26 protein-coding genes are annotated in these 26,833 nt (G+C 72.6%); 15 read left to right on the top strand and 11 right to left on the bottom strand.

The window, feature by feature from the left end:
- Positions 1-22 precede the first annotated feature (22 nt).
- Positions 23-2,062: an ATP-dependent zinc metalloprotease FtsH gene (gene ftsH / locus AB0D74_RS28360; protein WP_362592905.1), complete on the top strand. Its 2,040-nt coding sequence runs from the start codon at positions 23-25 to the stop codon at positions 2,060-2,062.
- Between the two features lie 136 nt (positions 2,063-2,198).
- Complete coding sequence (gene folE / locus AB0D74_RS28355; protein ID WP_362592902.1) at positions 2,199-2,804, top strand: GTP cyclohydrolase I FolE; 606 nt, start codon at positions 2,199-2,201, stop codon at positions 2,802-2,804.
- A 30-nt stretch (positions 2,805-2,834) separates the two neighbouring features.
- Here folE and AB0D74_RS28350 read toward each other — a convergent pair whose 3' ends face one another.
- The 6 genes from AB0D74_RS28350 to AB0D74_RS28325 form a co-directional block, all read right to left on the bottom strand.
- A complete protein-coding gene (locus AB0D74_RS28350) occupies positions 2,835-3,323 on the bottom strand; it encodes a DUF3180 domain-containing protein (protein WP_362592899.1) in 489 nt (162 codons plus the stop codon).
- A 50-nt stretch (positions 3,324-3,373) separates the two neighbouring features.
- Complete coding sequence (folK, locus tag AB0D74_RS28345) at positions 3,374-3,985, bottom strand: 2-amino-4-hydroxy-6-hydroxymethyldihydropteridine diphosphokinase (protein ID WP_362592896.1); 612 nt, start codon at positions 3,983-3,985, stop codon at positions 3,374-3,376.
- A complete protein-coding gene (gene folB, locus AB0D74_RS28340) occupies positions 3,982-4,341 on the bottom strand; it encodes a dihydroneopterin aldolase (RefSeq protein WP_362592893.1) in 360 nt (119 codons plus the stop codon). Before folB ends, folK begins: the two co-directional genes overlap by 4 nt.
- 246 nt (positions 4,342-4,587) lie before the next feature.
- Complete coding sequence (locus AB0D74_RS28335) at positions 4,588-5,091, bottom strand: nuclear transport factor 2 family protein (RefSeq protein ID WP_362592890.1); 504 nt, start codon at positions 5,089-5,091, stop codon at positions 4,588-4,590.
- Positions 5,088-5,981 carry a dihydropteroate synthase gene (gene folP, locus AB0D74_RS28330; RefSeq protein WP_362592888.1) on the bottom strand — a complete coding sequence of 298 codons (894 nt, stop codon included), beginning with the start codon at positions 5,979-5,981 and terminating at the stop codon, positions 5,088-5,090. The genes AB0D74_RS28335 and folP overlap by 4 nt, the downstream gene beginning before the upstream one ends.
- Before the next feature lie 100 nt (positions 5,982-6,081).
- Entirely contained in the window at positions 6,082-7,896 is a 1,815-nt protein-coding gene (locus tag AB0D74_RS28325; protein WP_362592885.1) for a phosphatidylglycerol lysyltransferase domain-containing protein, read from the bottom strand.
- Positions 7,897-8,120: 224 nt separating this feature from the next.
- On the opposite strand from AB0D74_RS28325, the gene AB0D74_RS28320 reads away from it, so the two are divergent.
- Both AB0D74_RS28320 and AB0D74_RS28315 read left to right on the top strand, forming a co-directional pair.
- Positions 8,121-9,233, top strand: a complete 1,113-nt coding sequence (locus tag AB0D74_RS28320) for an alpha/beta hydrolase-fold protein (protein ID WP_362592882.1) — start codon at positions 8,121-8,123, stop codon at positions 9,231-9,233.
- A gap of 130 nt (positions 9,234-9,363) precedes the next feature.
- Complete coding sequence (locus AB0D74_RS28315) at positions 9,364-10,599, top strand: hypothetical protein (protein WP_362592879.1); 1,236 nt, start codon at positions 9,364-9,366, stop codon at positions 10,597-10,599.
- A gap of 74 nt (positions 10,600-10,673) precedes the next feature.
- On the opposite strand, the gene AB0D74_RS28310 is transcribed toward AB0D74_RS28315, so the two are convergent.
- Entirely contained in the window at positions 10,674-12,002 is a 1,329-nt protein-coding gene (locus AB0D74_RS28310; RefSeq protein WP_362592876.1) for a PH domain-containing protein, read from the bottom strand.
- The gene (locus AB0D74_RS28305) at positions 11,999-12,502 is read right to left on the bottom strand and encodes a PH domain-containing protein (RefSeq protein ID WP_362592873.1); all 504 of its coding nucleotides are present in this window, start codon (positions 12,500-12,502) and stop codon (positions 11,999-12,001) included. The genes AB0D74_RS28310 and AB0D74_RS28305 overlap by 4 nt, the downstream gene beginning before the upstream one ends.
- 31 nt (positions 12,503-12,533) lie before the next feature.
- Between AB0D74_RS28305 and AB0D74_RS28300 the strand changes: the two genes are divergently transcribed.
- Positions 12,534-13,685: an NADH-quinone oxidoreductase subunit D gene (locus tag AB0D74_RS28300; protein ID WP_362592871.1), complete on the top strand. Its 1,152-nt coding sequence runs from the start codon at positions 12,534-12,536 to the stop codon at positions 13,683-13,685.
- 117 nt (positions 13,686-13,802) lie between these two features.
- Here AB0D74_RS28300 and AB0D74_RS28295 read toward each other — a convergent pair whose 3' ends face one another.
- Positions 13,803-14,825, bottom strand: coding sequence for an SAM-dependent methyltransferase (locus AB0D74_RS28295; RefSeq protein ID WP_362592868.1), 1,023 nt, complete (start codon positions 14,823-14,825; stop codon positions 13,803-13,805).
- Positions 14,826-14,943: 118 nt separating this feature from the next.
- On the opposite strand from AB0D74_RS28295, the gene AB0D74_RS28290 reads away from it, so the two are divergent.
- Together AB0D74_RS28290 and AB0D74_RS28285 are read left to right on the top strand one after the other, a co-directional pair.
- Complete coding sequence (locus AB0D74_RS28290; RefSeq protein ID WP_362592865.1) at positions 14,944-16,149, top strand: sensor histidine kinase; 1,206 nt, start codon at positions 14,944-14,946, stop codon at positions 16,147-16,149.
- 88 nt (positions 16,150-16,237) lie between these two features.
- Positions 16,238-16,909 (top strand): response regulator transcription factor, encoded by a 672-nt coding sequence (locus AB0D74_RS28285; protein ID WP_362592862.1) that lies wholly within the window; start codon positions 16,238-16,240, stop codon positions 16,907-16,909.
- A 120-nt stretch (positions 16,910-17,029) separates the two neighbouring features.
- Here the strand turns inward: AB0D74_RS28285 and AB0D74_RS28280 are convergent, their stop codons facing one another.
- Positions 17,030-18,130: a DUF5937 family protein gene (locus AB0D74_RS28280; protein WP_362592859.1), complete on the bottom strand. Its 1,101-nt coding sequence runs from the start codon at positions 18,128-18,130 to the stop codon at positions 17,030-17,032.
- Between the two features lie 143 nt (positions 18,131-18,273).
- Entirely contained in the window at positions 18,274-19,464 is a 1,191-nt protein-coding gene (locus tag AB0D74_RS28275; RefSeq protein ID WP_362592856.1) for a beta-eliminating lyase-related protein, read from the bottom strand.
- Positions 19,465-19,639: 175 nt separating this feature from the next.
- On the opposite strand from AB0D74_RS28275, the gene AB0D74_RS28270 reads away from it, so the two are divergent.
- From AB0D74_RS28270 to AB0D74_RS28235, 8 genes are all read left to right on the top strand, one after another.
- Positions 19,640-20,599, top strand: a complete 960-nt coding sequence (locus AB0D74_RS28270; protein WP_362592853.1) for a DUF2520 domain-containing protein — start codon at positions 19,640-19,642, stop codon at positions 20,597-20,599.
- The gene (panC, locus tag AB0D74_RS28265) at positions 20,596-21,597 is read left to right on the top strand and encodes a pantoate--beta-alanine ligase (RefSeq protein WP_362592850.1); all 1,002 of its coding nucleotides are present in this window, start codon (positions 20,596-20,598) and stop codon (positions 21,595-21,597) included. The genes AB0D74_RS28270 and panC overlap by 4 nt, the downstream gene beginning before the upstream one ends.
- Positions 21,594-23,342 (top strand): L-aspartate oxidase, encoded by a 1,749-nt coding sequence (locus tag AB0D74_RS28260; protein WP_362592846.1) that lies wholly within the window; start codon positions 21,594-21,596, stop codon positions 23,340-23,342. The genes panC and AB0D74_RS28260 overlap by 4 nt, the downstream gene beginning before the upstream one ends.
- A gap of 5 nt (positions 23,343-23,347) precedes the next feature.
- On the top strand, positions 23,348-24,334 hold the full coding sequence (gene nadC, locus AB0D74_RS28255) for a carboxylating nicotinate-nucleotide diphosphorylase (protein WP_362592843.1): 987 nt from the start codon (positions 23,348-23,350) through the stop codon (positions 24,332-24,334).
- A gap of 4 nt (positions 24,335-24,338) precedes the next feature.
- Positions 24,339-25,136, top strand: coding sequence for a type III pantothenate kinase (locus tag AB0D74_RS28250; protein ID WP_351714172.1), 798 nt, complete (start codon positions 24,339-24,341; stop codon positions 25,134-25,136).
- A 231-nt stretch (positions 25,137-25,367) separates the two neighbouring features.
- The gene (locus AB0D74_RS28245) at positions 25,368-25,988 is read left to right on the top strand and encodes a hypothetical protein (protein WP_362593232.1); all 621 of its coding nucleotides are present in this window, start codon (positions 25,368-25,370) and stop codon (positions 25,986-25,988) included.
- 83 nt (positions 25,989-26,071) lie between these two features.
- Positions 26,072-26,251: a hypothetical protein gene (locus AB0D74_RS28240; RefSeq protein ID WP_362592839.1), complete on the top strand. Its 180-nt coding sequence runs from the start codon at positions 26,072-26,074 to the stop codon at positions 26,249-26,251.
- A gap of 138 nt (positions 26,252-26,389) precedes the next feature.
- Positions 26,390-26,827, top strand: a complete 438-nt coding sequence (locus tag AB0D74_RS28235; RefSeq protein WP_362592836.1) for a BlaI/MecI/CopY family transcriptional regulator — start codon at positions 26,390-26,392, stop codon at positions 26,825-26,827.
- The last annotated feature ends 6 nt before the right edge of the window (positions 26,828-26,833 follow it).

The following is a 26,833-nucleotide window of genomic DNA, read 5'->3' as shown; positions in this document are numbered from 1 at the left end:
GGGGCGACACCGCTCCGTATGGATGGACGTGAAGCGATACTTCCGTGGGCCGGTCATGTGGATCGTGCTGGCCGTCCTTGCCGTGGTCGTGTTGATGCAGGTCGTCGGCTCGTCCGGCGGCTACAAGACGGTGGACACCGGCCAGGTCGTGGCGGCGATCAACGACAACAAGGTGGAATCGGCGAAGCTGACCACCGGTGACGAGCAGACCATCAAGGTCACGCTCAAGAACGGCGAGAAGGTCGACGGCAGCTCGAAGATCCAGGCGAGCTACATCGGCGACCAGGGCGTGACCCTCGCCAACACGCTGCAGACCAAGTACCAGGACAAGCAGATCCCCGACGGCTACACCGTCGCGCCGACCAAGCAGAACGCCTTCGTCAGCGTCCTGCTCTCCCTGCTGCCCTTCGTCCTCATCGTGGTCGTCTTCCTGTTCCTGATGAATCAGATGCAGGGCGGCGGCTCCCGGGTCATGAACTTCGGCAAGTCCAAGGCGAAGCTCATCACCAAGGACACCCCGAAGACGACCTTCGCGGACGTCGCGGGCTGCGACGAGGCCGTCGAGGAACTCCACGAGATCAAGGAGTTCCTGCAGGAGCCGGCCAAGTTCCAGGCCGTCGGCGCCAAGATCCCCAAGGGCGTGCTCCTCTACGGCCGTCCCGGCACCGGCAAGACGCTCCTCGCGCGCGCCGTCGCCGGCGAGGCAGGGGTCCCCTTCTACTCGATCTCCGGTTCCGACTTCGTCGAGATGTTCGTCGGTGTCGGTGCCTCCCGAGTGCGTGACCTCTTCGAGCAGGCCAAGGCGAACGCCCCGGCGATCGTCTTCGTCGACGAGATCGACGCGGTCGGCCGCCACCGCGGCGCCGGCCTCGGCGGCGGTCACGACGAGCGCGAGCAGACGCTGAACCAGCTGCTCGTCGAGATGGACGGCTTCGACGTCAAGGGCGGCGTGATCCTCATCGCCGCGACGAACCGGCCCGACATCCTCGACCCGGCGCTGCTGCGCCCCGGCCGCTTCGACCGCCAGATCGCGGTCGACCCGCCGGACCTGCAGGGCCGTCTGGAGATCCTCAAGGTCCACCAGAAGGGCAAGCCGGTCGCGCCCGACGTCGACCTCGCGGCGGTCGCCCGCCGCACCCCGGGCTTCACCGGCGCGGACCTGTCGAACGTGCTGAACGAGGCGGCGCTGCTCACGGCCCGCTCCGACCGCAAGCTCATCGACAACCAGATGCTCGACGAGGCGATCGACCGCGTGGTCGCGGGCCCGCAGAAGCGGACCCGGATCATGTCGGACAAGGAGAAGAAGATCACCGCGTACCACGAGGGCGGCCACGCCCTGGTCGCGGCGGCCTCCCCGAACTCCGACCCGGTCCACAAGATCACGATCCTGTCCCGGGGGCGCGCCCTCGGCTACACGATGGTCCTGCCGGACGAGGACAAGTACTCGACCACGCGCAACGAGATGCTCGACCAGCTCGCCTACATGCTGGGAGGCCGCGCGGCCGAGGAACTGGTCTTCCACGACCCGACCACCGGCGCCGCCAACGACATCGAGAAGGCCACGACCACCGCCCGCGCGATGGTCACGCAGTACGGCATGACCGAGCGTCTCGGCGCGATCAAGTTCGGCGGCGACAACACCGAGCCCTTCCTCGGCCGTGAGATGTCCCACCAGCGCGACTACTCGGAAGAGGTCGCCGCCCTGGTGGACGAGGAAGTCAAGAAGCTCATCGAGAACGCGCACAACGAGGCCTGGGAGATCCTGGTCGAGAACCGCGACGTCCTCGACAACCTGGTGCTCCAGCTCCTGGAGAAGGAGACCCTGGGCAAGGAGGAGATCGCCGAGATCTTCACGGCGATCCACAAGCGGCCCGCGCGCCCCGCGTGGACCGGCTCCTCCCGCCGGACGCCGTCCACCCGCCCGCCGGTGCTCTCCCCGAAGGAGCTCGCACTGACCAACGGGGCGAACGGCTCGACGCCGGCGATCAGCACCGCGAAGTCCACGGCGGCCGAGCCCGCCACGGCGGTCGAGAAGGCCCCGGAGGACCGGCCCGAGAGCTGAGTCACACCGGTCTCACCTGGCTCGGAATGGATGCCGCGCCCCCCAGGATCTAGCCTGGGGGGCGCGGCATTTCCGTAATGCCTGTACATGAGGCGCGTGATCCACATGCGCACACCCGATGGAACGAGGCACCCAGATGACCGACCCCGTGACCCTGGACGGCGAGGGCACCATCGGCGACTTCGACGAGAAACGCGCCGAGAACGCCGTCCGCGAACTCCTCATCGCAGTCGGCGAAGACCCGGACCGCGAGGGCCTCCGGGAGACCCCGGCGCGGGTGGCGCGGGCGTACAAGGAGATCTTCGCGGGGCTGTGGCAGAGGCCCGAGGACGTCCTGACCACCACGTTCGACATCGGGCACGACGAGATGGTGCTGGTGAAGGACATCGAGGTCTACAGCACGTGTGAACACCATCTGGTCCCGTTCCACGGTGTCGCCCACGTCGGGTACATCCCGTCGGTGACTGGGAAGATCACCGGGCTGTCCAAGCTGGCCCGCCTGGTCGACGTCTACGCCCGCCGTCCGCAGGTGCAGGAACGTCTGACTACGCAGGTCGCCGACTCGCTGATGCAGATCCTGGAGCCGCGGGGCGTCATCGTCGTCGTCGAGTGCGAGCACATGTGCATGTCGATGCGGGGGATCCGCAAGCCCGGCGCGAAGACCATAACGTCGGCGGTCCGCGGCCAGCTGCGGGACGCGGCCACACGGAACGAGGCGATGAGCCTCATCATGGCCCGCTGACGCCTGCTCCTGCCCGCTCCCGCCCCGGGGTCACGCCACCGGCTCGGCCCCGGTGTGGTTGTTGTCGTCGTCCTCGGGGAGCTTGCAGACGCGTTCGAGGAAGATGGCCGCCGCTATGACGGCGATGCCGGCGACGACCGAGAAGGCTGCGTAGAGGGCCTGGTCGCGGCGGGTGGGGAGGTCGAGGAGTTCCAGGAGGAAGACGCCGGTGCCGCCGTACATGCCGGCGACGAGGGCGGCGACCAGGGCGCTCGCCTGGCCGAAGACGACCGCGCGGGCGGCCATCAGGGGGTCGACGCCCTTGGCGCCGGGGCGGCGCTCGCGCTGGGCCTTGAGGCGGGCGCGCAGCGAGAGCGCGGTGGAGAGCAGGACCACGGCGATCAGGGCGAGGACGATCGGGGCGGCCACCGGCACGCTGGGCAGCGTCCCCACCGCGTTCCAGAGGCGGGCAGCCGCCCAGGACAGCACTCCGGCCACGACGAAGACGCCGGCCAGCACCCTGATCCGCAGCTCTTTCACTGTTTTCCTTCAGCTCCCCCGCAGCGATGTGGTCGTCTCGACCTTAACGACTACTCGGGCAGTCGGAGTTCCAGGTCCCCACGCGCTTCCACGCCGTGGCGGGTGACGGCGGTCAGGAGGTCGGCGACCGTGCCGCGGCCGGGCAGCAGGGCCTCCGGGTCGATGTCGTACCAGGGCGCGAGGACGAAGGCGCGCTCGTGGGCGCGCGGGTGGGGGAGGGTGAGCTGCGGGTCGTCGGAGACGACGTCGGCGTAGGCGACGATGTCGACGTCGAGGGTGCGCGGCCCCCAGTGCTCGTCCCGCACCCGGTTGAACGCCTCCTCGACCGCGTGCGCGCGCTCCAGCAGGGAGGACGGCGGGAGGGTGGTCTTCAGCACCACGATCGCGTTGTAGTACGTCGGCTGGCTGCCGGGCGCGACGCCCCACGGCTCCGTCTCGTACACCGGCGACACGGCCTTGATGCGGACGCCCGGGGTGTCCTCCAGGGCGTCGATGGCGCCCTGGAGGGTCTCCAGGCGGTTGCCGAGGTTGGAGCCGAGGGCGACCACGGCTCGTTTGGGGTTGGACAGGGTGGTGTCGGCGGCGTCGACCTGCTCGACGACGGAGGCGGGCACCGGCTGGACGGTCGGGTCGCTGGGACCCCGCAGGGAGGATGCGGTCATACTCGGCTCCGGGTGATGGTGACGGTGACGTCGTCGAACGGGACGGTGATGGGCGCGTCCGGCTTGTGGACCTGGACCTCGACCTCTCTTACCCCCTCGTGCTTGAGGCAGACCTGGGCGATCCGCTCGGCGAGCGTCTCGATCAGGTTCACCGGTTCCCCCTCGACCACGGCGACGACCTCCTCGGCCACGATGCCGTAGTGCACGGTCTTCGCCAGGTCGTCGTCGGCCGCCGCCGGCCGGGTGTCCAGGCCAAGGACGAGGTCCACGATGAAGGTCTGGCCCTCCTCGCGCTCCTTGGGGAAGACACCGTGGTGCCCGCGGGCCCTGAGGCCGCGCAGCGCGACACGATCCACGCGAATCACTCCTGCAATCGTCGGTGTGGGCCGGGCGGCATCGCGTGCGGGCGACGGACCGGCCACACATGAATCTACCTGCGGCCACTGACAGCGCCGGGGCACGGGGCACGGGGTCGGCCGGGGTGGGGCAGGGTTCATCGCGTGTTTCCCGCGGAGAACCCGGCGGCTCACGGGCCGGTAGCCGTACCTACTCGCGAGTTCGTGATTCCAGCCACTTCTTGGGCCGCGAGGGGGGTCCCGTGCTCAGGAGGGCGTGTCGTCCTCCTCGTCCTCGTCGGTCTCGGAGAGCACCGGGGAGGCGTGGTGGGACCAGAGTTTCCAGCCGTCCCGGGTGCGCCGGAACACGTTCGTGGCGACGACCAGCTGGCCGACCAGCGGGCCGAGCTCCTGGCCGCCCTCGGGGGCCGGGCCGCCGCTGAGGATGTTCTCCGTGCAGGTGACCAGGGCGGTGTCGCCGGTGACGGAGACGTGCACGTCGGTGAGGAAGAACTGGATGTAGTCGGTGTTCGCCATGATCAGCGCGTACGACCGCAGGACCTCGCCGCGGCCGGTGAGCACGGGCCAGCCCGGGTGCACGCAGGAGATCACCCCGCTGTCGGCGGGGTCGTGGTACTCCTCGTCGACGCCCAGGTCGGCGGGGGTGAGCCAGAGGGAGGAGACGGTCTCGAAGTCGCCGTTCTCCAGTGCCTCGTAGAAGGCGGTGTTGGCGGCCTCGACCTGTTCGACGTCGGTATGGGGGGCGCTCACCGGGCTCCTTCGCCCGGCGCGTCGGTTCCGGTGCGCGCTCCTTCTATTGCGCGCGCGACCCGTACCGCGTCCGCCGTGGCGTGTACCTCGTGGACGCGTACCGCCCACGCGCCGGCGTGCGCCGCGAGCGCCGAGACGGCGGCCGTCGCCGCGTCGCGCTCCCGGGCCGGCGGGGGCGCCCCTTCGGGCCCGGCCAGGACGCGGCCGAGGAACCGCTTGCGGGAGGCGGCGACGAGCAGCGGGTGGCCCAGGGCGTGCAGCCGGTCGAGGTGGGCGAGCAGGGTCAGGTCGTGCTCGGAGTTCTTGGAGAAGCCGAGGCCGGGGTCGACGACGACGCGGTCGGGGGAGATGCCGCCGGCCAGGACGGCGTCCACGCGGGCGTGCAGTTCGTCGAGGACCTCGCCGACGACGTCGTCGTACACGCCCTTGACGTTGCCGCCCTCCAGGAAGCCGCGCCAGTGCATGACGACGAAGGGGGCGCCGGAGTCGGCGACGACCGGGATCATGTCGGGGTCGGCGAGGCCGCCGCTGACGTCGTTGACGAGGGCGGCGCCGGCCGCGAGGGCCTGCCGGGCGACGGAGGCGCGCATGGTGTCGACGGAGACGACGACTCCTTCGGAGGCGAGGCCGCGGACGACGGGGACGACCCGGCGCAGTTCCTCGTCCTCGTCGACGCGGGTGGCGCCCGGGCGGGTGGACTCGCCGCCGACGTCGACCAGGTCGGCGCCCTGGGCGCCGAGGTCGAGGCCGTGCTTGACCGCGGCAGTCGTGTCGAACCAGCGGCCGCCGTCGGAGAAGGAGTCGGGGGTGACGTTCACGACCCCCATGACCGCGCACCGGTCCCATGCCGGAAGCCCTGTCACCTGGCCACGTCCGCTGTGGTTGCTCATACGTTCAGCGTAGGCCCAGGGTCCCGGGGCGAGCCCCCGTGGCCCGAGCGGCGCCCCCGGGCCGGAGGGGGTGGGGCGTCCGCTCGGGCCGGTCCCGGGGTCAGGCCGCTCGCACACCCTGTTCGGCGATGCTGTTGTGGGCGCACGGGCGGGGGGCGGGCGCCTGGCGGCGCAGGAAGCGCGGGAGCGGGAGGGCGAGGCTGACGAAGCCCTCGGCCTGCATGGCGGCGAGGCCGATGCGCGGGAGGTCGCCGGAGGCCCGGTAGACCACGAAGCGCGGCTCCCAGCGGGGCTGGAACTTGGCGTTGAACTTGTACAGGGACTCGATCTGGAACCAGCGGGAGAGGAACACCAGCAGTCCGCGCCAGGCGCGCAGCACCGGTCCTGCGCCGATCTTCTCGCCGCGGGCGAGGGCGGAGCGGAACATCGCGAAGTTGAGCGAGATCCGGGTGATGCCGAGTTTCGGGGCGGCCTGGAGGGCGGCCACGATGAGGAGCTCGTTCATCCCGGGGTCGGCGGAGCGGTCGCGGCGCATCAGGTCCAGGGAGACGCCGTCGGTGCCCCAGGGCACGAAGTGCAGGATCGCCTTGAGGTCGCCGTACTGGCCGGGCGTCTCGTCGGCCTTGTGGGCGGTGGCGATCAGACAGTCGCCGTCGTTGGGGTCGCCGATGCGGCCGAGTGCCATCGAGAAGCCGCGTTCGGTGTCGGTGCCGCGCCAGTCCTCGGCGGCACGGCGGATGCGGTCCAGTTCCGCGTCGCCGAGGTCACGGATACGCCGTACCCGGGTTTCGTAGCCGGCCCGCTCGATGCGCTTGACCATCTGGCGCACGTTGCGCATCGCGCGTCCGGCGAGCGAGAAATCCGCCACGTCCACCACCGCCTCGTCGCCCAGTTCGAGCGCGTCCAGGCCGGTCTCGCGGGTCCACACCTCGCCGCCCGTCTCCGAGCAGCCCATGACGGCGGGGGTCCAGGAGTGGGCCTTGGCCTCGTCCATGAAGCGTTCGATGGCGCCGGGCCAGGCCTCGACGTCGCCGATCGGGTCGCCGCTGGCGAGCATCACGCCGGAGACGACGCGGTAGGTGACCGCCGCCTTGCCGCTGGGCGAGAAGACGACCGCCTTGTCGCGGCGGAGCGCGAAGTGGCCGAGGGAGTCGCGGGCGCCGTGCTTCACGAGGAGGGCGCGCAGCTGGGCCTCGTCCTCCTCGGTGAGGTGGGCGGCGGGGTGTTCGGGGCGGAAGGCGAGGTAGATGGTGGTGACGGCGGTGATCAGGCCGAGGGCGCCGAGGGAGAAGGCGACCGTCCAGGAGGTGGAGCCCTCGTAGTCGACGGGGCCCTCGAAGCCGAACAGGCCGTAGAGGACGTGGGTGATGCGGTCGGCCAGGCTGGGGTCGCCGATCGTGCGCTTCGGGTGGGCGCTGACGATGACCAGGCCGAGCGCGAGCGAACCGGCGCTCATGAGGACGAAGTTGGCGAGCGCACGCCACCGGCTGCGCGGGTCGGGCAGCGCCTTGAACTCGTCGCGGTGGAGCACGAGCGGCACGAACAGCGCCAGGGAGATCAGCGCCCCGATGACCGAGTGCCGGTACACGAACTGCGAGATCGCGCCGGCCGGCAGCAGCGCGACCGCGGCCCGCCAGGCCCGCCGCTTGCGCCGCTTGAGCCCGTGCGCGAGCAGCAGCAACAGCACGCCGACGCTGAGCGAGAGAGCCGCGGCGAACGGGCCGAGCGACCCGGGCAGCACCTCGGCCATGGCGTGCATACGGCTGTGCCGGAAGCGCGGGAACACGCCCGCGGCAATGTCCAGGACGCCTACGACCGCGCACGCCCTGCCGACCAGAGCGGGGACCGCCTCAGGACGCGGGCCGCGGACCATACGCCGCGCCCGGCTTGATCGGCTCGGAACCCCGCCCGACATTTCCCCATCTATCCTGACAGACATCGCATCCCGTAGTTCTGCGAGAGACCTTGGATCCGGACCCGATTCGGGCATCCGGCGACATTGCGCCCTCTAGGACGGTGTCTCGGGGGGAGAGGTTCACTCCCCACCGGAAAGCCGGTTCAAAGGCCAGGGAAAGCCCGGGGCAAGCCTCGCTGAAAGTGGCGGTGGTCTCGGGGGAAAGCGCAGGCAGGAAGCACCTCATGGGTCTCACGAGCAATAAGCTGCTGGCATTGGCGATCTTGTTCGCCGTACTGCTGTTCGTAGGCACGGTGTGGCTGTGGCCCCGGCTGGGCCGCCGGACCTGGCGGGCCGTCGGTGGCCGCGTCGGTCTTCTGCTGGCCACCCAGTTGGCACTCTTCGCGTGCGTCGGGATCGCCGTCAACCAGGCCTTCGGTTTCTACGCGAGCTGGGCCGACCTGTTCGGCACGGAGACCGACCAGGGCGTCGTCGTCAACCATGCGGCCGGTCCGCTCCAGGTGGTGTCCACCTCGCAGGTGCACGGCATGGGCGGCTCGCTGCCGACGACGGCCGGGCAGCTCCAGCAGGTCGGCATAGTCGGCCGTACCACCCACATCACCACGCCCGCGTACGTGTACCTGCCGCCGGAGTACTTCCAGCCGCAGTACCGCACGCGGACGTTCCCGGTGGTGGTGGTCCTCAGCGGCTACCCCGGTACCGCGCGGGCGCTGGTCGACAAGCTGCACTACCCGCGCACGGCGCAGCACCTGGTCCGGGACGGGAAGATGCGGCCGACGATCCTGGTGATGCTGCGGCCCACGGTCGCGCCGCCCCGGGACACCGAGTGCGTGGACGTCCCGCACGGCCCGCAGACCGAGACCTTCTTCGCCGAAGACCTGCCCGAAGCCGTGCGCGCGCACTACCGGGCCGCGGTGAAGCCGGGCGGCTGGGGGATAGTCGGCGACTCGACGGGCGGCTACTGCGCGCTCAAGCTCGCCGTGCACCACCCCGGTGTGTACGCGGCCGGCGCCGGGCTCTCCCCGTCGTACAAGGCGCCCCACGACGCCACGACCGGCGACCTCTTCCAGGGCGACCGGTACCTGGAGAACCGCGCGGACCTCTGGTGGTACCTGAAGCACGAGCCCGCCCCGGACACCTCCCTGCTGGTCACCAGCAGCAAAGTCGGGGAAACCAACTACAAGGCCACGCTGAGATTCATCGCGAGCGCGGAGGCCACGAAACTGACCCGGATCTCGTCGATCATCCTCGACAGCGGCGGCCACAACTTCAACACCTGGCGGCGCGAGATTCCCGCGACGCTCCAGTGGATCAGCGGCCGGTTGGGAGACCGCTGAGGCGCGTCCCTGCCGATACCGTGTGAAGACTTCGTTGTCGCTGTGTTTTTACGGCCCGGGGCACCACGATTCGCCTACGCGCGGTAAGTTTCTGGCCATGCCACGTGGACGCCACCGTCATTCACCGCCCTTGCACAGGCTGTTGCCTCCCTCGGCGATCGCCGGTGTCTCCCTCGGCTGCGCCCTGGGCCCCTGGTTGTTCTCCCAACCGACGGTGCTGCGCACCCTGGCCGCGATAGCCGCGGCCACCGCGGCCGTCGGCGCCGCCGTCATGCGGCGCTGGGACAGCGAGGCGGGCAAGCAGGTGGCCGACCTGTCACGCGCGCGTGCGAGCGACGAGTGGCGCCACGAGGAGCGGATCGCCGAGCTGGAGACCGACCTGGAGGAGTCGCGGGAGCTGCGCGCCAAGCTGGAGCAGCGACTGCGCGCGAAGCGGTCGGAACTGGCGGGTCTGCGCAACGAGCACGCGTCCCTGCTGCGCCGCTACGCCACGGCCGAGACCGAGCGCGCGAGCGCCCTGGAAGGCCGCCGCCTGCTGGAGATCGAGGCCGCCGAGCCGTCCAACGAGCTGTCGGCCGCCCCGGAGGCGGACGCGGCGGAGGAGTCCGCGGCGGGCGTCGAGGAGAAGACCGGGGCGAAGAACGAGGCGAAGAGCGGGGAGCTGACGGTCGAGGAGACGGTTCCCGCGATCTTCTCGCCGGAGGGTTCCAAGCTGTTCCTGCGGGCCAAGGTGGCATTGGCCCGGTTCGACGAGAAGGACACCGCGAAGGACATCGCGAAGAACACCGCGAAGGACATCGCCAAGGACGGGACCGACGCGGGCACCGACGCCGAGGGGTCGGCGGAGACGGCCGCCGGGCCCGGGACCGCCCCGACGGGCGAGACCGCGCCGGAGGACGAGGCACAGGGGCAGCCCGAGGCGGCCGACGGGCACACGCGCGCGGTCGCCGCCAGCACGGCAGGGCCCGACGCGGGCGAGGACACCGCCCCGGCGCCGGTGGAGCAGGACGCCCGCCCCTCGGCGGCACCGTCCGCGAAGTCCGTCAAGCCCTCGGGACACTTCACGGTGCCGACCGCGGTGGCGGTCCTGCCGGCCGCGCCGATCCCGCGCCCGCTGGTCACCGGCGGCTTCGACTTCTTCGGCACCCAGAAGGGCTCGCCCGCGGGCGGCCTGGACACCGTGCACAACGAGGACCTCGCGGACGTCGTCGGCCAGGAGGCGCTCGCGCTCCACAAGGCCGAGTCCGAGGCCGAGTTCAAGCCCGCCGACGCGCAGGCGCGGGGCGTCGGCCAGGTCATCGACCTGACCGCGCACGACGAGACGGAGCAGATCAACCTCGGCGGTCTGCGCAGCGCCGCGTCCTGAACACGCGGGCGGTCGGTGGTCGGGCGCGACCAGCCCCCACCGGCCCGCACCCGACCACCGACCGACGACGGCCGTCAGGCCATCCAGCGGTCCGGTCGCGCCGCCCGGCGCCCGGTGCGGGACCGCTCGGCCTGCTCCCGCAGCAGCGCCGCGGCCTCCTGGGCGCCCCGCAGCCGGGCCGTCACGGTCTTGTCGGCCCCCGTGTCCACATGGACGTCCGCGAGCCCCCACAGCCGCTCCCAGGGCCCCTGCGTCAGCCGTACGCTCTGGACCTTGGCGTGCGGGACGAGTGACAGCTTCCGGCGCAGCAGCCCGTGCCGCGCCGCGAACACCGCGTCGGTGACCGCGAGCCCGTATCCGCGCCACCACAGCGGCACGCACCAGCGGGCCCGCCCCGGCGACCGCCGGAGCTCACCGGGGACGGTCACACCGGGCAGCACGCGCGCGACGACCGACTCGGCGACCGCGCGCGGGGCGACCGGGACCAGCACCGAGTTCGCCGACCCCGCCACGTCCAGCTCGACCCGCACCCAGCGCAGTGGCCGCCACATCAGCGGCTCCACGATCCGCACGGTCTGCACCCGTCCCGGCGGCACCGTCTCGTGGGTGCGGTCGAGGAGCCCGTGGTCGATGCGCAGCCCGTCCGGGGACTCCCCGACCGTCCAGTCGTACTCCCCGACGAACCGCCCCACGCTGGTCGTGGCCGCCGCGCCGAGCAGCGGTACGGCGGTCGCGAGGACCGTCCACACGCTGTGGGTCGCCAGCCAGAGGAGCGGCGGGGCCACGAGGGCGGCGGCCAGGGAGCCCCAGGTGGCGCCCGTCAGCACGATCGAGAGCGCGAGCTTGGCCGGGGGCACCCGCATCAGCTCGTGCGCCGGCGCCTCGCCGACCTCGCGCGCCGTCTCGGGCGCGAACCCGGCGGCGCGCGCGAGCAGCTCCGCGCGGAGCGCCCGTGCCTCGCCCTGGCCGAGGAAGGCGAGTTCGTCCTTCTTGTCGGTGCCGACCACGTCTATCCGCAGCTTGGCGACGCCCGCGACGCGCGCGAGGAGCGGCTGGGTGACGTCGACGGCCTGGATCCGTTCGAGGCGGATGTGCGCGGTGCGCCGGAACAACAGGCCGGTGCGTATCCGCAGTTCGCTGTCGGTCACCGAGAAGTAGGTGAACCACCAGGTCAGGAAGCCGTACAGGGCACCCGCCGTGACCAGGGCGGCGAGCCCGCCCAGCACCATGGTCGTGGTCAGCTTCGTCAGCTGCTCCTGCGCCTGGTTCGGGTCGTGCACCGCCCAGCCGGTGAGCACCGCGACCGGCGCCCACGCCCGCCGGAACGGCGTCACCGGGTGCAGCCGCCGCTCGCCCACGGCCTTGCCCGCACCTATGGCGCCCTCGACGCCCGGCGCGCTCACAGCCCCGCCGATCGGGCCTCGCCGAGCTCCGTGAGCCGGTCGCGCAGCCGTTCCGCCTCGGCCGGGTCGAGCCCGGGGATCGTCGCGTCGGTGGCCGCCGCCGCGGTGTGCAGCTGCACGCTGGCCAGCCCGAAGTGCCGCTCGACGGGCCCCGAGGTGACCTCCACCAGCTGCATCCGCCCGTACGGCACCACGGTCTCCTCCCGCCACAGCACCCCGCGGCTGATCAGCAGGTCGTCGGCGCGCTCGGCGTACCGCCAGGAGCGCCAGTTGCGGCCCAGCAGCACCCAGCCCCAGGCCAGCAGGGCCAGCGGCAGCAGCGCGAACGCCGCCCACACCGGGCCCGCGAGCAGGCCCGGCAGCAGTCCCAGGGCCAGGGCGAGCAGCCCCAGCCACACCACCAGCAGCAGCCGGCGCATCCGCAGCAGGCCGGGCGGCAGCCCCGTCCACACCGGCTCGGTCCCCGTGGTCTCGGCGCCGGCGGCGCTCCCCGTCTCCATAGAGCCAGCGTACGTAGGAGAGACTGGGTCCATGACGCCCACGACGCAGACCACGGTCGGGATCGGCGGCGCCGCCGAGAGCACCGACATGGTGCTCAACATCGGCCCCCAGCACCCCTCCACGCACGGCGTGCTGCGGCTGCGGCTGGTGCTGGACGGCGAGCGGATCGTCTCCGCGGAGCCGGTGATCGGCTACATGCACCGGGGCGCGGAGAAGCTCTTCGAGGCCCGCGACTACCGGCAGATCATCATGCTCGCCAACCGCCACGACTGGCTGTCGGCCTTCGCCAACGAGCTGGGCGTGGTCCTCGCCGTCGAGCGCATGCTCGGCATGGAGGTGCCCGTCCGCGCGGTGTGGACCCGCACCCTGCTCGCCGAGCTGAACCGGGTCCTCAACCACCTGATGTTCCTCGGCTCCTATCCGCTGGAGCTGGGCGGGATCACCCCGGTCTTCTACGCCTTCCGCGAGCGCGAGGAGCTCCAGAACGTCATGGAGGAGGTCTCCGGCGGGCGCATGCACTACATGTTCAACCGCGTCGGCGGCCTCAAGGAGGACCTGCCGGCCGGCTGGACGGCACGCGCGCGTGCGGCCGTCTCCGACGTCCGCTCCCGCATGGACGTCTTCGACGACCTGGTCCTCGGCAACGAGATCTTCCGCGGCCGTACCCGGGACGTGGGCGTCCTCGCGCCGGCGGCCGTGCACGCGTACGGCGTGAGCGGGCCCATCGCGCGGGCCTCGGGCGTCGACTTCGACCTGCGCCGCGACGAGCCCTACCTGGCCTACGGCGAGCTCCAGGACACCCTGAAGGTCGTCACCCGGACCGAGGGCGACTGCCTAGCCCGCTTCGAATGCCTCCTGGAGCAGACGCACAACGCCCTGGCCCTGGCCGACGCCTGCCTGGACCGGCTCGCCGACCTGCCGCCCGGACCGGTCAACCAGCGGCTCCCCAAGGTCCTCAAGGCACCCGAGGGCCACACCTACGCCTGGACCGAGAACCCCCTCGGCATCAACGGCTACTACCTCGTCAGCAAGGGCGAGAAGACCCCGTACCGGCTGAAGCTGCGCTCGGCGTCGTACAACAACATCCAGGCCCTGACCGAACTGCTCCCGGGGACCCTGGTGGCGGACATGGTCGCGATCCTGGGTTCGCTGTTCTTCGTGGTGGGAGACATCGACAAGTAGGGGCGAGTACGCCCCGTAAGGGGCGCGGGGCTGTATCGATATGCGGCTCCGCCGCGTGGGCGCGACCAGCCACGACGGCGCCGCGGACGGCAGATCGCGCCCCTTCCCGCGGAGCGCCTAGAGCAGCGCGTCCTCCAGGCCCACCGGCTGCAGCAGCCACAGGAAGTCGCCGAGGCCGCCGGCGGCGGTGAGCTCGGCGGCCTCGCCCGCGGTCGCGAGGGCGCGCACATACCCGGCGGGGTTCGTGGAGGCGAGCGTGAGCGGAGGGCGTGCGCCGACCAGGCCGAGGGCGCGCAAGGCGTCGCGTTGCGTGCACAGGAGCGCCTCGGGCAGCCTGAGCGCCGGGTCGAGCGCCGTGCACGCGTCCAGCGCCACATGCGCCGTGATGTCGCAGGCCCCGTCCGGCACGGGCACCGTGGCGCGTCCCTCGCGGAAGCCGGTGAGCGTCCCGAACGGCGGGCGCGTGTCCATGGTGTGCGCGTAGTCGACGGCGACCGCGAGCCCCCGCTGGAGGCTGGTGACGGCGGACGCCCACGCCCGGTCCCGGGGCAGCCCGATCTCCGCGCGCAGTCCCGGTTCGGTGCCCAGCGGCCACCACCTCGCGAGCCACTGCGCGTCCGCGCCCGACACGCGCTCGCCGAGCAGTTCGGTGCCGTCCCGCCGGACGTGCACCAGGCGGGCCACCCCGGCCGGGTCCACCTCGGCGACCTCGACCGGCACGTTGTCGAGCCATTCGTTGGCGAAGAGCAGGCCCCGGACCGTGCGCGGGAGCTCGGTCAGCCAGGTGATCCGGTCGGGCAGGCCCGGCGGGCGGTCGGCGAGTTCGACGGCGTACGCACGCGTGCGGGCCGCCACGTCCGCGGGCAGGGCCGCCAGCACGCCCCTGACCAGCTCGCCCCGGCCGGCGCCCATGTCCACGAAGTCGAGCGTCTCGGGGCGGCCCAGGGCCTCGTCGACCCGGCACAGCAGTTCGGCCACGGCCTCGGCGAACAGCCGCGAGGCGTGCACCGACGTGCGGAAGTGCCCGGCCGGGCCCTCCGGGCGGCGGTAGAAGCCGCCGGGGCCGTACAGGGCCGCCTCGGTGGCCGCACGCCAGCCACGGGCGTCGTCGGCCGTCTCTCGCGTCGCCTCATCCGTCACCGGGCCAGACTAGGCGCACAGGTGATCACCTTCTCCACCTTGCGGAGTACGCGTGCGGAACAGGGATCGGCCCTCCGGTTGACCCCTGCACCTATCACGCTTCCCTACTCTGGGTTACGTGCAGCGCCTCTATGACTTCCTCCGCAGGCACCCGACATGGGTCGACAGCTTCTGGGCCGTCGTCCTGCTCGGGATCTCCGGCGCGAGCATCTGGAAGCTCGGTGAGGCCCAGCAGCACCACGGGTCCAGGGCCGCCATGCTGGCCGTGTCCGTCGTGATGTGCGTCGTCGTCGCGCTGCGCCGCCGGTTCCCGGAGCCGATGCTGGGGCTGGCCGCGGCCACCGGCCTGGCCCAGCTGGTGCTGGACGTGGAGACGACCGTCGCCAACTTCGCCATGCTGGTGATCGTCTGCACGAACGCCGCCGTCGGCGCGCGCTGGGCGTCCCGGTGCGGCCTCTACGCCGGGTTGTGCGCGGCGCCCCTGGCGCAGATCCGGTGGCCGCAGGACGAGGCGAGCTTCCCGGGGCGCGTCGCGATCGTGCTGTTCCAGACGGTGCCGTTCGTGCTCGCCTGGGTGCTCGGCGACTCCATGCGCACCCGCCGCGCCTACTTCGCGCAACTGGAGGAGCGGGCCGCCCGGCTGGAGAAGGAGCGCGAGGCGCAGGCCAAGGTCGCGGTCGCCGCGGAGCGCGCCCGGATCGCACGCGAGCTGCACGACGTGGTCGCGCACAACGTGTCGGTGATGGTGGTCCAGGCCGACGGCGCCGCCTACGTCCTCGACGCCGCCCCCGACCAGGCGAAGAAGGCGCTGGAGACGATCTCCTCCACCGGCCGCCAGGCCCTCGCCGAGATGCGCCGCCTGCTGGGCGTGCTGCGCACCGGCGAGCACAAGGAGGTCGGCGAGTACGTCCCGCAGCCCGACGTCGAGCAGATCGACGAGCTCATCGAGCAGTGCCGCACCTCCGGGCTGCCCGTCGACTTCAAGGTCGAGGGCACCCCGCGCCCGCTGCCCAGCGGCGTCGAGCTCACGGCGTACCGGATCGTGCAGGAGGCGCTCACCAACACCCGCAAGCACGGCGGCCCCAACGCGGGCGCCAGCGTGCGGCTCGTCTACTTCGACGACGGACTCGGGCTGCTGGTCGAGGACGACGGCAAGGGCGCCCCGCACGAGATGTACGAGGAGGGCGGCGCCGACGGCCAGGGGCACGGCCTGATCGGCATGCGCGAGCGCGTCGGCATGGTGGGCGGCACCCTCGACGCGGGCCCCCGCCCTGGCGGAGGATTCCGCATCAGTGCCCTGCTCCCGCTCAAACCAGCGCATTGACGCAGACGCACGCCCCCGGTTGACACCTGTCACGCCCCCTGGCCGACGACCGGCGGCCGAACCAGAACGAGAAACGGAAGAGGACCCGATGACGATCCGCGTGATGCTCGTCGACGACCAGGTGCTGCTGCGCACCGGGTTCCGGATGGTGCTCGCGGCCCAGCCGGACATGGAGGTCGTCGCGGAGGCGGGCGACGGCGTCGAGGCCCTCCAGGTGCTGAGATCCACCGCCGTGGACGTCGTCCTCATGGACGTGCGCATGCCCAAGCTGGACGGCGTCGAGGCCACCCGGCGCATCTGCGAGCAGCCCGACCCGCCCAAGGTGCTCATCCTGACCACCTTCGACCTCGACGAGTACGCCTTCTCGGGGCTGAAGGCGGGCGCCTCCGGCTTCATGCTCAAGGACGTGCCCCCGGGCGAACTGCTGGCCGCCATCCGTTCCGTGCACAGCGGCGACGCCGTCGTCGCGCCCTCCACCACCCGGCGCCTCCTCGACCGTTTCGCGCCGATGCTGCCCTCCGCGGGCAAGGAGCCCCGGCACCAGGAACTGGACCGGCTCACCGAGCGCGAGCGCGAGGTCATGGTGCTGGTCGCGCAGGGCCTGTCCAACGGCGAGATCGCGAGCCGCCTGGTGCTGTCCGAGGCGACCGTGAAGACCCACGTGGGCCGCATCCTGACCAAACTCGGACTCCGCGACCGCGTCCAGGTGGTCGTCCTGGCCTACGAGACCGGCCTGGTGCGAGCGGGCGGCGGCCACTGAAGCGCCCCGTTGAAGCGCCCCGCAAGGGGCGCTGGGGGTACCCCCAGCCGAAGGCTGGGGGAGGAACTGCGCGAGCGACCACGACGGTGCTGCGGACGACCGACGACCTGGCGCGGCCCGCTACCGGAGGATGCCCTCCAGGAAGTCGCTGCCGAGCCGGGCGACGACCGTGACGTCGAGTTGGTGCAGGACGTACCGCCCGCGGCGGCGCGTCGTGACCAGGCCCGCCTTCTTGAGCACGCCGAGGTGCCGGGACACCTCCGGCGCCGACAGCCCGTGCACCTGCGCCAGCTCACTGGTGGTGTACGCGCTGCGCGCCAGATACCGGCACAGCCGCATCCGCACGGGATGCGACAGCGCCGCCATCCGCAGCGTCAGCTCCTCCACGGACGCGGGCGCGGCGAGCTCCGGCGAACCGACCGGGTAGTGCAGCACCGGCTGCCAGCCGTAGCGGTGCAGCACCATCAGGTGCGGCCAGCCCAGGCTCGTGGGCACCAGCAGCAGGCCGTCCGCGGCCACGCGCGCGTGGCCGTCGGTGAGCTTGTCGACGGTGATCCGCGCGCCCGCCTCGTCGAGCGTCACGACGGGCGAGACCGCCGCCAGCGCCTCGGCCAGCCCCTTGTGGCGCAGCAGCTCCGTCTTGTGCCGGGCATCGGCCGCCAGCTGGTGGCGCAGCCGTGACCAGGTCTCGTCGAAGAACGCCTCGGCGCAGTCCTCCAGGAACCGGCGCAGCCACGCGCGCACGCTCGGCGGATCGTCGAGCAGCCGTCGGGCGAACCGGACCTGCTGCGGGCCCCGGGAGGCAGCCACCTCCAGCGCCCGGCGGCGCCCGGCGGGATCCGACAGGAGGGCCGGTGCCTGCGTGGCGTACGTCAGCACGCACGTGAACTCCATGGCCGCGTCGACGAACTGTTCGTCCGTCAGCTTGTCCAGCTGGTCGAGTTCCGCCACGAGGGTGCCGGCCGGGAGGGCGTCCGGCACCGCCGCGTACGGCAGGAACAGGTCCGAGAACGTCGTCCGCCACAGGAAGTCGGCCTCGCACATCCGGTCGGCCAGGTGCGGCTCCATGCGGGCGGTCACACCGGTCGCCCAGCCCCGCAGGCCGGGGTGGTGGCCCGGCTCGGACAGCGCGTGCAGGGCCATGCCGAGCTCGGCGAGCGGGGAGGGCACGACGGCGACGCACTCGGGCCGTAGGCCCGGGATGTCGATACGTACGCTCATGTCACCATCCTGCATCCCTCCCGGGGGTCGGTGGGCCGGGCGCCTGGTGGGGTGCCGAGTGCGGTTCGGTGGCGGGTGCGGGCCGGTGGGGGCCGGTCGCGCAGTTCCCCGCGCCCCTGAAGGGGCGCTGTTCCCTGCGCCCGCTACCGGGGCGTGGCGGGCAACCGCGTGACGAAGTCCGCGACCGCTTTCCTCACGTCCTCCGGTGTCCACTCCAGGCCCGCCTCCGCCACCGTGACCTCCGTCATCGACAGGCCCGGGCCCTCCTGGGCCCAGAAGCCGGGGAAGAGGTAGGTGCCGGTGTCCTCGGCCTGGCGTACCGCGGTGTCCAGCAGGGTGTCGGGGTCGTAGGGCAGCCAGACCTGGAACTGGTGGGTGTGGGGTTCCCCGGGGTGGACGCGGAACCAGGGGACGCCCGACGCGGCGAAGCCGTCCCGCAGGGCCGTGGCGACCACGCGCGCGTGGCGGACGTAGTCCGGGAGGCGGGGCAGTTCGCGGTCCAGGCCGGCCAGGGCCGACAGGGCGGTCGGGAACTGCTGGAAGACCATGCCGCCGTAGCGGTGGCGCCAGGTCTTCGCCTCCTCGACCAGCGTCTTCGGGCCGGCCAGGGCGGCGCCGCCGAAGCCGTCGAGGGACTTGTAGAACGACACGTAGACGCTGTCCGCCAGGTCCGCGATCTCGCGCAGGGTGCGCCCGAAGTGGACGGTGGACTCCCACAGGCGCGCGCCGTCGAAGTGCACCACCGCGTCGCGCTCCCGCGCCGCCTCCACCAGCTCCGTGAGCTCCTCCCAGGAGGGCAGCACGAAACCGGCGTCCCTGAGGGGCAGCTCCAGCATCAGCGCCCCGAAGGGCTCCGGGAAGTCGCGTATCTCCTGGGCGGTGGGGAGCCGGGGCTCACCGGTGACGCGCACGGTGCGCAGGCCGGCCACCTCGCGGAAGGCGTTGCGCTCGTGCAGCTCGGGGTGGGCGAGGGCGTGCAGGGCGACCGTGGGGTTGCCGGTGCGGGCCGCCCAGCACCGCAGGGCGACCTGCTGGGCCATCGTGCCGGTCGGGAAGAACGCGGCGGCCTCCGTGCCCAGCAGGGACGCGACGCGCCGCTCCAGGGCCTCGACGATCCCGTTGCCGTAGATGTCCGACGGTTCGTCCAGGTCGTAGGCCTCGGGGGCCGCCTCCTGGAGCCGCGCGAGCCGTTCGCGGAGCGAGGCACGCGCTCCCCCGCGCGCGAGGATGCGCGTGGCCCCCCGGTAGGCGGTGGTGCGCCGCTCCCGCATCCGGTCCTGCGCCGACAGGGGTTCCTCGGACTGCTCGTCCTGGGCCGTGGCCGTGTCACTCATGCCGTGGATGATGCCGTGGCACCTCGACCGGGGCCCGTCATTTTTTTCCGTACCGGCGGTGTGACCCGTCACCCACAGCCTGTGGACGGCCGATCGGCCCCGGACCGGATAGCGTTAACATGACGAGAAATCGTCCGGTACCCAGAGCGGACTGGAACGGGAAGGCCACCCTCGCGTGAGTACAGTCCAACAGCCAGACCCCAGTGACCGCCCCGCGCGGCTCACCGTCGGCGTTGTCGGAGCCGGCCGGGTGGGCCCTGCGCTGGCCGCGTCCCTGCAGCTCGCCGGGCACCGCCCGGTGGCCGTCTCCGGGGTCTCCGACGCCTCCCGGCGGCGCGCCGAGGCGATGCTGCCCGACGTCCCGGTGGTACCCCCCGCCGAGGTCCTCCAGCGCGCCGAACTGGTCCTGCTGACCGTCCCCGACGACGCCCTGCCCGGCCTGGTCGCCGGCCTCGCCGAGACCGGCGCCGTACGCCCCGGCCAGCTGCTCGTGCACACCTCCGGGCGGTACGGCGCGAAGGTCCTGGACCCGGCCCTGCGCGCGGGCGCGCTGCCGCTGGCCCTGCACCCGGCGATGACCTTCACCGGGACGCCGGTGGACGTACAGCGGCTGGCGGGCTGCTCGTTCGGGGTGACCGCGCCCGAGGAGCTGCGGCTGGCCGCCGAGGCCCTGGTCATCGAGATGGGCGGCGAACCGGAGTGGATCTTCGAGGAGAACCGCCCGCTCTACCACGCGGCCCTCGCCCTCGGCGCCAACCACCTGGTCACCCTGGTCGCCCAGGCGATGGAGCTGCTGCGCACCGCCGGCGTGGAGGCCCCCGACCGGATGCTCGGCCCGCTGCTCGGCGCCGCCCTGGACAACGCCCTGCGCTCCGGTGACGCGGCCCTGACCGGGCCGGTCGCGCGCGGGGACGCGGGCACCGTCGCCGCGCATGTCACGGAGTTGCGCAGGCACGCCCCGCAGGCCGTCGACGGCTACCTGGCGATGGCCCGCGCGACGGCCGACCGGGCGCTCGCGCACGGCCTGCTGAAGCCGGAGCTCGCCGAGGACCTGCTCGGCGTCCTCGCCAACAGTGCCGACGGCGGCGGCAACGGCACGTCCGGCACCAACGGCACGGAGGGGAACCCCCGATGAGCACCGCCCTGCTGCGTACCGCCGACGAACTGCACGCGCGCGTGCGGCACGGCCGCCGCGCCGTCGTGATGACCATGGGCGCCCTGCACGAGGGCCACGCCACCCTGGTCCGTGCCGCGCGCGAGATCGCGGGCCCGGACGGCGAGGTCGTCGTCACGGTCTTCGTCAACCCGCTCCAGTTCGGTGCCGGCGAGGACCTCGACCGCTACCCGCGCACCCTGGAAGCCGACCTGAAGATCGCCGAGCAGGCCGGTGCGGACGTGGTGTTCGCGCCCTCCGCCGACGAGGTCTACCCGGGGGGCGAGCCCCAGGTGCGGGTCACCGCAGGGCCCATGGGCACGCTCCTGGAGGGCGCCTCCCGCCCCGGGCACTTCGACGGCGTCCTCACCGTCGTCGCCAAGCTGCTGCACCTCACCCGGCCCGACGCGGCCCTGTTCGGGCAGAAGGACGCCCAGCAGCTCGCCGTGATCCGGCGCATGGTGCGCGATCTGAACTTCGGCATCGAGATCGTCGGCGTACCGACCGTGCGCGAGGCCGACGGGCTCGCGCTGTCCAGCCGCAACCGCTACCTGTCCACCGACGACCGGCGTACGGCGCTGACGTTGTCCCGCGCGCTGTTCGCCGGCCGCGACCGGCACGCGGCGCAGGAGGCGCTGCGCGCGCGGGCGCTCGAAGTGCCGTCCACGCGGGCGCGCGCCGAGGCGCTCAGCGCCATAGGCGAGTCCCGCGCCGCCGCCGACGCGCACGCCGTCGCCAAGGCCGTGCCGAACGCCGCCGCGGCGGTCCGCGCCGCCGCCCGCCAGGTCCTGGACGAGGCCGTCCACTACGACCCGCCGCTCGAACTGGACTACCTCGCCCTGGTCGACCCGTCCGACTTCACCGAGATCGACGACGACTTCACCGGAGAGGCCGTCCTCGCCGTCGCCGCCCGGGTCGGCACGACCCGGCTGATCGACAACCTTCCGCTCACCTTCGGAACCCTCGGAGCCGCCTCGTGACCAGCACAGGCACCAGCAGCACAGGCACCAGCACCGGCATACGACTGCACGCGCCCGCCCCCGGGTGGAGCATCTCGGCGGACGTGGTCGTCGTCGGGTCCGGGGTGGCCGGCCTGACCGCGGCCCTGCGCTGCCAGGCCGCCGGGCTCACCACGGTCGTCGTCACCAAGGCCCGCCTGGACGACGGCTCCACCCGCTGGGCGCAGGGCGGCATCGCCGCCGCCCTCGGCGAGGGCGACACGCCCGAGCAGCACCTCGCGGACACCCTGGTGGCGGGTGCCGGCCTCTGCGACGAGGACGCGGTACGGATCCTCGTCACCGAGGGCCCCGGCGCGGTGGGACGGCTCATCGACACCGGCGCCATCTTCGACGAGTCCGCCGAGGGCGGCCTCGACCTCACCCGCGAGGGCGGCCACCACCGGCGCCGGATCGCGCACGCGGGCGGCGACGCCACCGGCGCCGAGGTCTCCCGGGCCCTCGTGGAGGCGGTACGCGCGCGTGGCCTGCGCACCTTCGAGAACGCGCTCGTCCTGGACCTGCTGACCGACGCCGAGGGCCGTACGGCCGGTGTCACCCTGCACGTCATGGGCGAGGGCCAGCACGACGGCGTGGGCGCCGTGCACGCCCCCGCGGTCGTCCTCGCCACCGGCGGCATGGGCCAGGTGTTCTCCGCGACCACCAACCCGTCGGTGTCGACCGGCGACGGCGTGGCGCTGGCCCTGCGGGCCGGCGCGGAGGTCAGCGACCTGGAGTTCGTGCAGTTCCACCCGACCGTGCTCTTCCTCGGCGCCGACGCGGAGGGCCAGCAGCCGCTGGTCTCCGAGGCGGTGCGCGGCGAGGGCGCCCACGTGGTCGACGCCGACGGCGTGCGCTTCATGGTGGGGCAGCACGAACTGGCCGAACTGGCGCCCCGGGACGTCGTCGCCAAGGGCATCATGCGGCGCATGCAGGAGCAGGACGCCGAGCACATGTACCTCGACGCCCGGCACTTCGGCGCCGACATGTGGGAGCACCGCTTCCCGACCATCCTGGCCGCCTGCCGGGCCAACGGCATCGACCCGGTCACCGAGCCCATCCCGATAGCGCCCGCCGCGCACTACGCCTCGGGGGGCGTGCGCACCGACGCGCGCGGGCGCACGACCGTCCCCGGGCTCTACGCGTGCGGCGAGGTCGCGTGCACCGGCGTGCACGGTGCGAACCGGCTCGCCTCCAACTCCCTCCTCGAAGGCCTCGTCTACGCCGAGCGGATCGCCGCCGACATCACGGCGGCCCGCGCGGAGCACGGCCTGCACGCGCGCGTGCCCGCACCGGTCCCGCACCCCGAGAAGCCCGCGCACCCGCTGCTCGCCCCCGAGGCCCGCTTCGCCATCCAGCGGACGATGACCGAGGGCGCCGGCGTGCTGCGCTCCGAGGAGTCCCTGGCCAGGGCCGCCGCGCAGCTCCAGCGGCTGCACACGGACGCCCGTGACGCCCTGGACGAGAACGGCAAGACCGCCGAGCCCGGCGTCGACACCTGGGAGGCCACCAACCTCCTGTGCGTCGCGCGCGTGCTCGTCGAGGCGGCCCGCCGCCGCGAGGAGACCCGCGGCTGCCACTGGCGCGAGGACCACGCCGACCGCGACGACGCCCGATGGGGGCGCCACATCGTCGTACGGCTGAATCCCGACCGCACGCTGGCCGTCGGCACCACCGACACCGCAGACTTCCCCCCTACCCGGCCGCACCAGCCACACCAGGAGCAGTGACAGACGTGAGCACCAACGACCTTCCCCTCGCCGACGGCGGCGGCTGCGGCGACGGCTGTGCCTGTGGCGCCGAGGGCTATGAGGGGGCCGCAGAATACGCAGTGTGCGGGCTGGACCCCGCGCTCGCCGAACTGCTGGCCGCCGCCGGGCTCGACCCCGTCGAGGTCGAGGACATCGCCAACGTGGCGATCCAGGAGGACCTGGCGGGCGGCGTGGACGTGACGACCGTCGCGACCATCCCCGAGGACGCGGTCGCGACCGGCGACTTCGTCGCGCGCGAGGCCGGTGTCGTCGCGGGCCTCCGGGTCGCCGAGGCCGTGGTCTCCGTGGTCTGCACCGACGAGTTCGAGGTCGAACGGCACGTCGAGGACGGCGACCGGGTCGAGGCCGGACAGCCGCTGCTGTCGATCACCACGCGCACCCGCGACCTGCTCACCGCCGAGCGCAGCGCGCTGAACCTGCTGTGCCGGATGTCCGGCATCGCGACCGCCACGCGCGCGTGGGCGGACGCCCTGGACGGCACCCGGGCACGCGTGCGGGACACCCGCAAGACCACCGCGGGGCTCCGGGCCCTGGAGAAGTTCGCGGTGCGCAGCGGCGGCGGCGCCAACCACCGCATGTCGCTCTCCGACGCGGCCCTGGTCAAGGACAACCACGTGGTCGCCGCCGGCGGCGTCGCCCAGGCCTTCAAGGCGGTCCGGGAGGCGTTCCCCGAGCTGGCGATCGAGGTCGAGGTCGACACCCTGCACCAGCTGCGCGAGGTGGTCGACGCGGGCGCCGACCTGATCCTGCTGGACAACTTCACGCCGATGGAGTGCGAGGAGGCCGTCGCGATCGTCGACGGGCGCGCGCTCCTGGAGGCGTCCGGGCGGCTCACGCTGGACAACGCGCGGGCGTACGCCGACACCGGCGTGGACTTCCTGGCCGTCGGCGCCCTCACCCACTCCTCGCCGATCCTGGACATCGGCCTGGACCTGCGCGACGCGGAGTGACCCGATGCTCCTCACGATCGACGTCGGCAACACGCACACCGTCCTCGGGCTCTTCGACGGCGAGGACATCGTCGAGCACTGGCGCATCTCCACGGACGCGCGCCGTACCGCCGACGAGCTGGCGGTGCTCCTCCAGGGCCTGATGGGCATGCACCCGCTGCTCGGCGACGAGCTCGGCGACGGCATCGACGGGATCGCGATCTGCGCGACCGTGCCGAGCGTGCTGCACGAGCTGCGCGAGGTCACCCGGCGGTACTACGGCGACGTGCCGGCGGTGCTGGTGGAACCGGGGGTGAAGACCGGGGTGCCGATCCTCACCGACAACCCCAAGGAGGTCGGCGCCGACCGGATCATCAACGCGGTCGCCGCCGTCGAGCTGTTCGGCGGGCCGGCGATCGTCGTCGACTTCGGGACGGCCACGACCTTCGACGCGGTGTCCGCGCGCGGGGAGTACGTCGGGGGTGTGATCGCGCCCGGCATCGAGATCTCCGTGGAGGCGCTGGGCGTCAGGGGCGCCCAGCTGCGGAAGATCGAGGTGGCCCGGCCGCGGAGCGTGATCGGCAAGAACACGGTGGAGGCCATGCAGGCGGGCATCGTGTACGGGTTCGCCGGGCAGGTCGACGGGGTGGTCGGCCGGATGGCGCGGGAGCTCGCGGACGATCCCGACGACGTGACGGTGATCGCCACCGGTGGGCTGGCGCCCATGGTCCTTGGGGAGTCGTCGGTGATCGACGAGCACGAGCCGTGGCTGACGCTGGTGGGGCTGCGGCTGGTGTACGAGCGGAACGTGTCGCGGATGTGACGGGTGGTGGGGGTGGCCGCCTTCGGGGGCTGCCGCCCCCGGACCCCCGCTTCGGCCTTCGGCCTCGTCCTCAAACGCCGGACGGGCTGAAGGGGGTGCGGACCGGCCTTCGTCCTCAAACAGAGTCCAGGTGGGTGGCCGTGTCGCGCCACGCCCCGCCCCCTATGTCGAGTTTGTCTGATTTACGCGTATCTTCGGTCCATGCCCACGCCATACGGATCCCGCGGCGGCATGGCGTTCGGTGCGGAGGAGCTGCGTGTGCTCCGCCGTGCTCTCGCCCTCGCCCTTCACCCCGGTCCCGTCTCCGCCGAGGACGTCAAGGACTGTCATCGGCTCGCCGAGTCGCTCGACGAGGCGATCGGCGAGGGGGCCCGGCTGCGTGCCTTCCTGGTGGCCGATCTGGCCCGCTACCGTGCCGCTCTGCCGGGGGCCGGCGCCGGATACCTCGCCCTCCTGGAGGAGGCGCTGGGGGCCGGGCACCGGCCCACCCCGGACGACCTCGCCGCGCTGCGGGCGCTGCGCGGGGACGCCGGTGCCGCGGCTCTGCTCGTCCGCTGCCAGGACCTCGCCGAGCGCGACGTGCGGGCCCGGCTCGCCCAGGGTGCGCGGAAGGTACCGGCGCCGGCCGTTCCGGCCTCCAGGGTCCGGCTGACGGCCCTGCCGGGCGGGGTGGCCGACGAGCCGGAGAAGAAGCCCAAGGAGAAGCCCGCGGAGCGGCCCGCCCCGCGGCCCGCCGCTCCCGAGCCCGCCACGCCGAAGCGGCCCATCCCCACGCCGGGCGAGGTCTTCCCGCGCCGCCGGCCCCCTGCGGCACCGCCGGCCGGGCCCCCGCAGCAACTCGCCGCGGGCTGAGAAAACGGCAGCTGGCGGGGGGTTGTGGAGTGGTTCGCCCACCCCGCCCCTTTCGCCCGGTACTCCGTGGCTACTCTGGACCCATGGACTACGTCTCCGCGCTCATTCCTCCGGTCGTCATGGCCGTCTTCTTCATCGGCCTGGTCCGGGTGATCGTGAAGACCCAGGGCGGGGCCGCCAAGGCCAAGGAGGACGCCGCCGTCGATGCGGCCTTCGCGGAGAACGCCCGCCGGACCGCCGTCTCCAAGACCGACGGCGTCTGAGGGCCGGGCCGCACCCGCCACGGCGTACCGCACTTTCCGAGTCGTACGCCCTTTTTGTTCGTCTTTGTCGGTGAACGTGCACGTCCGGCACGCCATTACCGGGATCTCCCACTATTGTTCTGAGCTGTGCCTCGCCCATTGGGAGAACTCGAAGACGCGGTCATGACGCGGGTGTGGAAGTGGAACCGCCCGGTGACCGTTCGAGAAGTCCTGGAAGACCTTCAGCAGGAACGGTCCATCGCGTACACCACGGTGATGACCGTTTTGGACAATCTCCATCAGAAGGGCTGGGTCCGGCGGGAGGCCGAAGGGCGCGCCTATCGATATGAGGCCGTCTCGACCCGGGCCGCCTACGCCGCCGCCCTGATGAACGACGCGTGGTCGCAGAGCGACAACCCGGCCGCCGCACTCGTCGCCTTCTTCGGGATGATGAGCGACGAACAGCGCCAGGCCCTGCAGGACGCGGTACGCATCGTGCAGGGTCCGGATAGCCGGGAACGGCACGAAGAGAGGGAAGAGCGGGAAGCTCCGCAAGAGGAGAACCCCGGCTCCGTCGCGGACGCCGGCGGGCGATAGCGTCCG

It is taken from the genome of Streptomyces sp. NPDC048278 (assembly GCF_040652195.1).
Taxonomy (GTDB): domain Bacteria; phylum Actinomycetota; class Actinomycetes; order Streptomycetales; family Streptomycetaceae; genus Streptomyces.
This window is presented reverse-complemented; position numbering and strand designations above follow the sequence as displayed.

Coding starts and splice junctions, on each gene's coding strand:
- ftsH (WP_362592905.1), top strand. CDS start 23: ATGGACGTGAAGCGATACTTCCGTGGGCCGGTCATGTGGATCGTGCTG.
- folE (WP_362592902.1), top strand. CDS start 2,199: ATGACCGACCCCGTGACCCTGGACGGCGAGGGCACCATCGGCGACTTC.
- folK (WP_362592896.1), bottom strand. CDS start 3,985: ATGACCGCATCCTCCCTGCGGGGTCCCAGCGACCCGACCGTCCAGCCG.
- folP (WP_362592888.1), bottom strand. CDS start 5,981: ATGAGCAACCACAGCGGACGTGGCCAGGTGACAGGGCTTCCGGCATGG.
- AB0D74_RS28325 (WP_362592885.1), bottom strand. CDS start 7,896: ATGTCGGGCGGGGTTCCGAGCCGATCAAGCCGGGCGCGGCGTATGGTC.
- AB0D74_RS28320 (WP_362592882.1), top strand. CDS start 8,121: ATGGGTCTCACGAGCAATAAGCTGCTGGCATTGGCGATCTTGTTCGCC.
- AB0D74_RS28305 (WP_362592873.1), bottom strand. CDS start 12,502: ATGGAGACGGGGAGCGCCGCCGGCGCCGAGACCACGGGGACCGAGCCG.
- AB0D74_RS28300 (WP_362592871.1), top strand. CDS start 12,534: ATGACGCCCACGACGCAGACCACGGTCGGGATCGGCGGCGCCGCCGAG.
- AB0D74_RS28285 (WP_362592862.1), top strand. CDS start 16,238: ATGACGATCCGCGTGATGCTCGTCGACGACCAGGTGCTGCTGCGCACC.
- AB0D74_RS28280 (WP_362592859.1), bottom strand. CDS start 18,130: ATGAGCGTACGTATCGACATCCCGGGCCTACGGCCCGAGTGCGTCGCC.
- AB0D74_RS28275 (WP_362592856.1), bottom strand. CDS start 19,464: ATGAGTGACACGGCCACGGCCCAGGACGAGCAGTCCGAGGAACCCCTG.
- panC (WP_362592850.1), top strand. CDS start 20,596: ATGAGCACCGCCCTGCTGCGTACCGCCGACGAACTGCACGCGCGCGTG.
- AB0D74_RS28250 (WP_351714172.1), top strand. CDS start 24,339: ATGCTCCTCACGATCGACGTCGGCAACACGCACACCGTCCTCGGGCTC.
- AB0D74_RS28245 (WP_362593232.1), top strand. CDS start 25,368: ATGGCGTTCGGTGCGGAGGAGCTGCGTGTGCTCCGCCGTGCTCTCGCC.
- AB0D74_RS28240 (WP_362592839.1), top strand. CDS start 26,072: ATGGACTACGTCTCCGCGCTCATTCCTCCGGTCGTCATGGCCGTCTTC.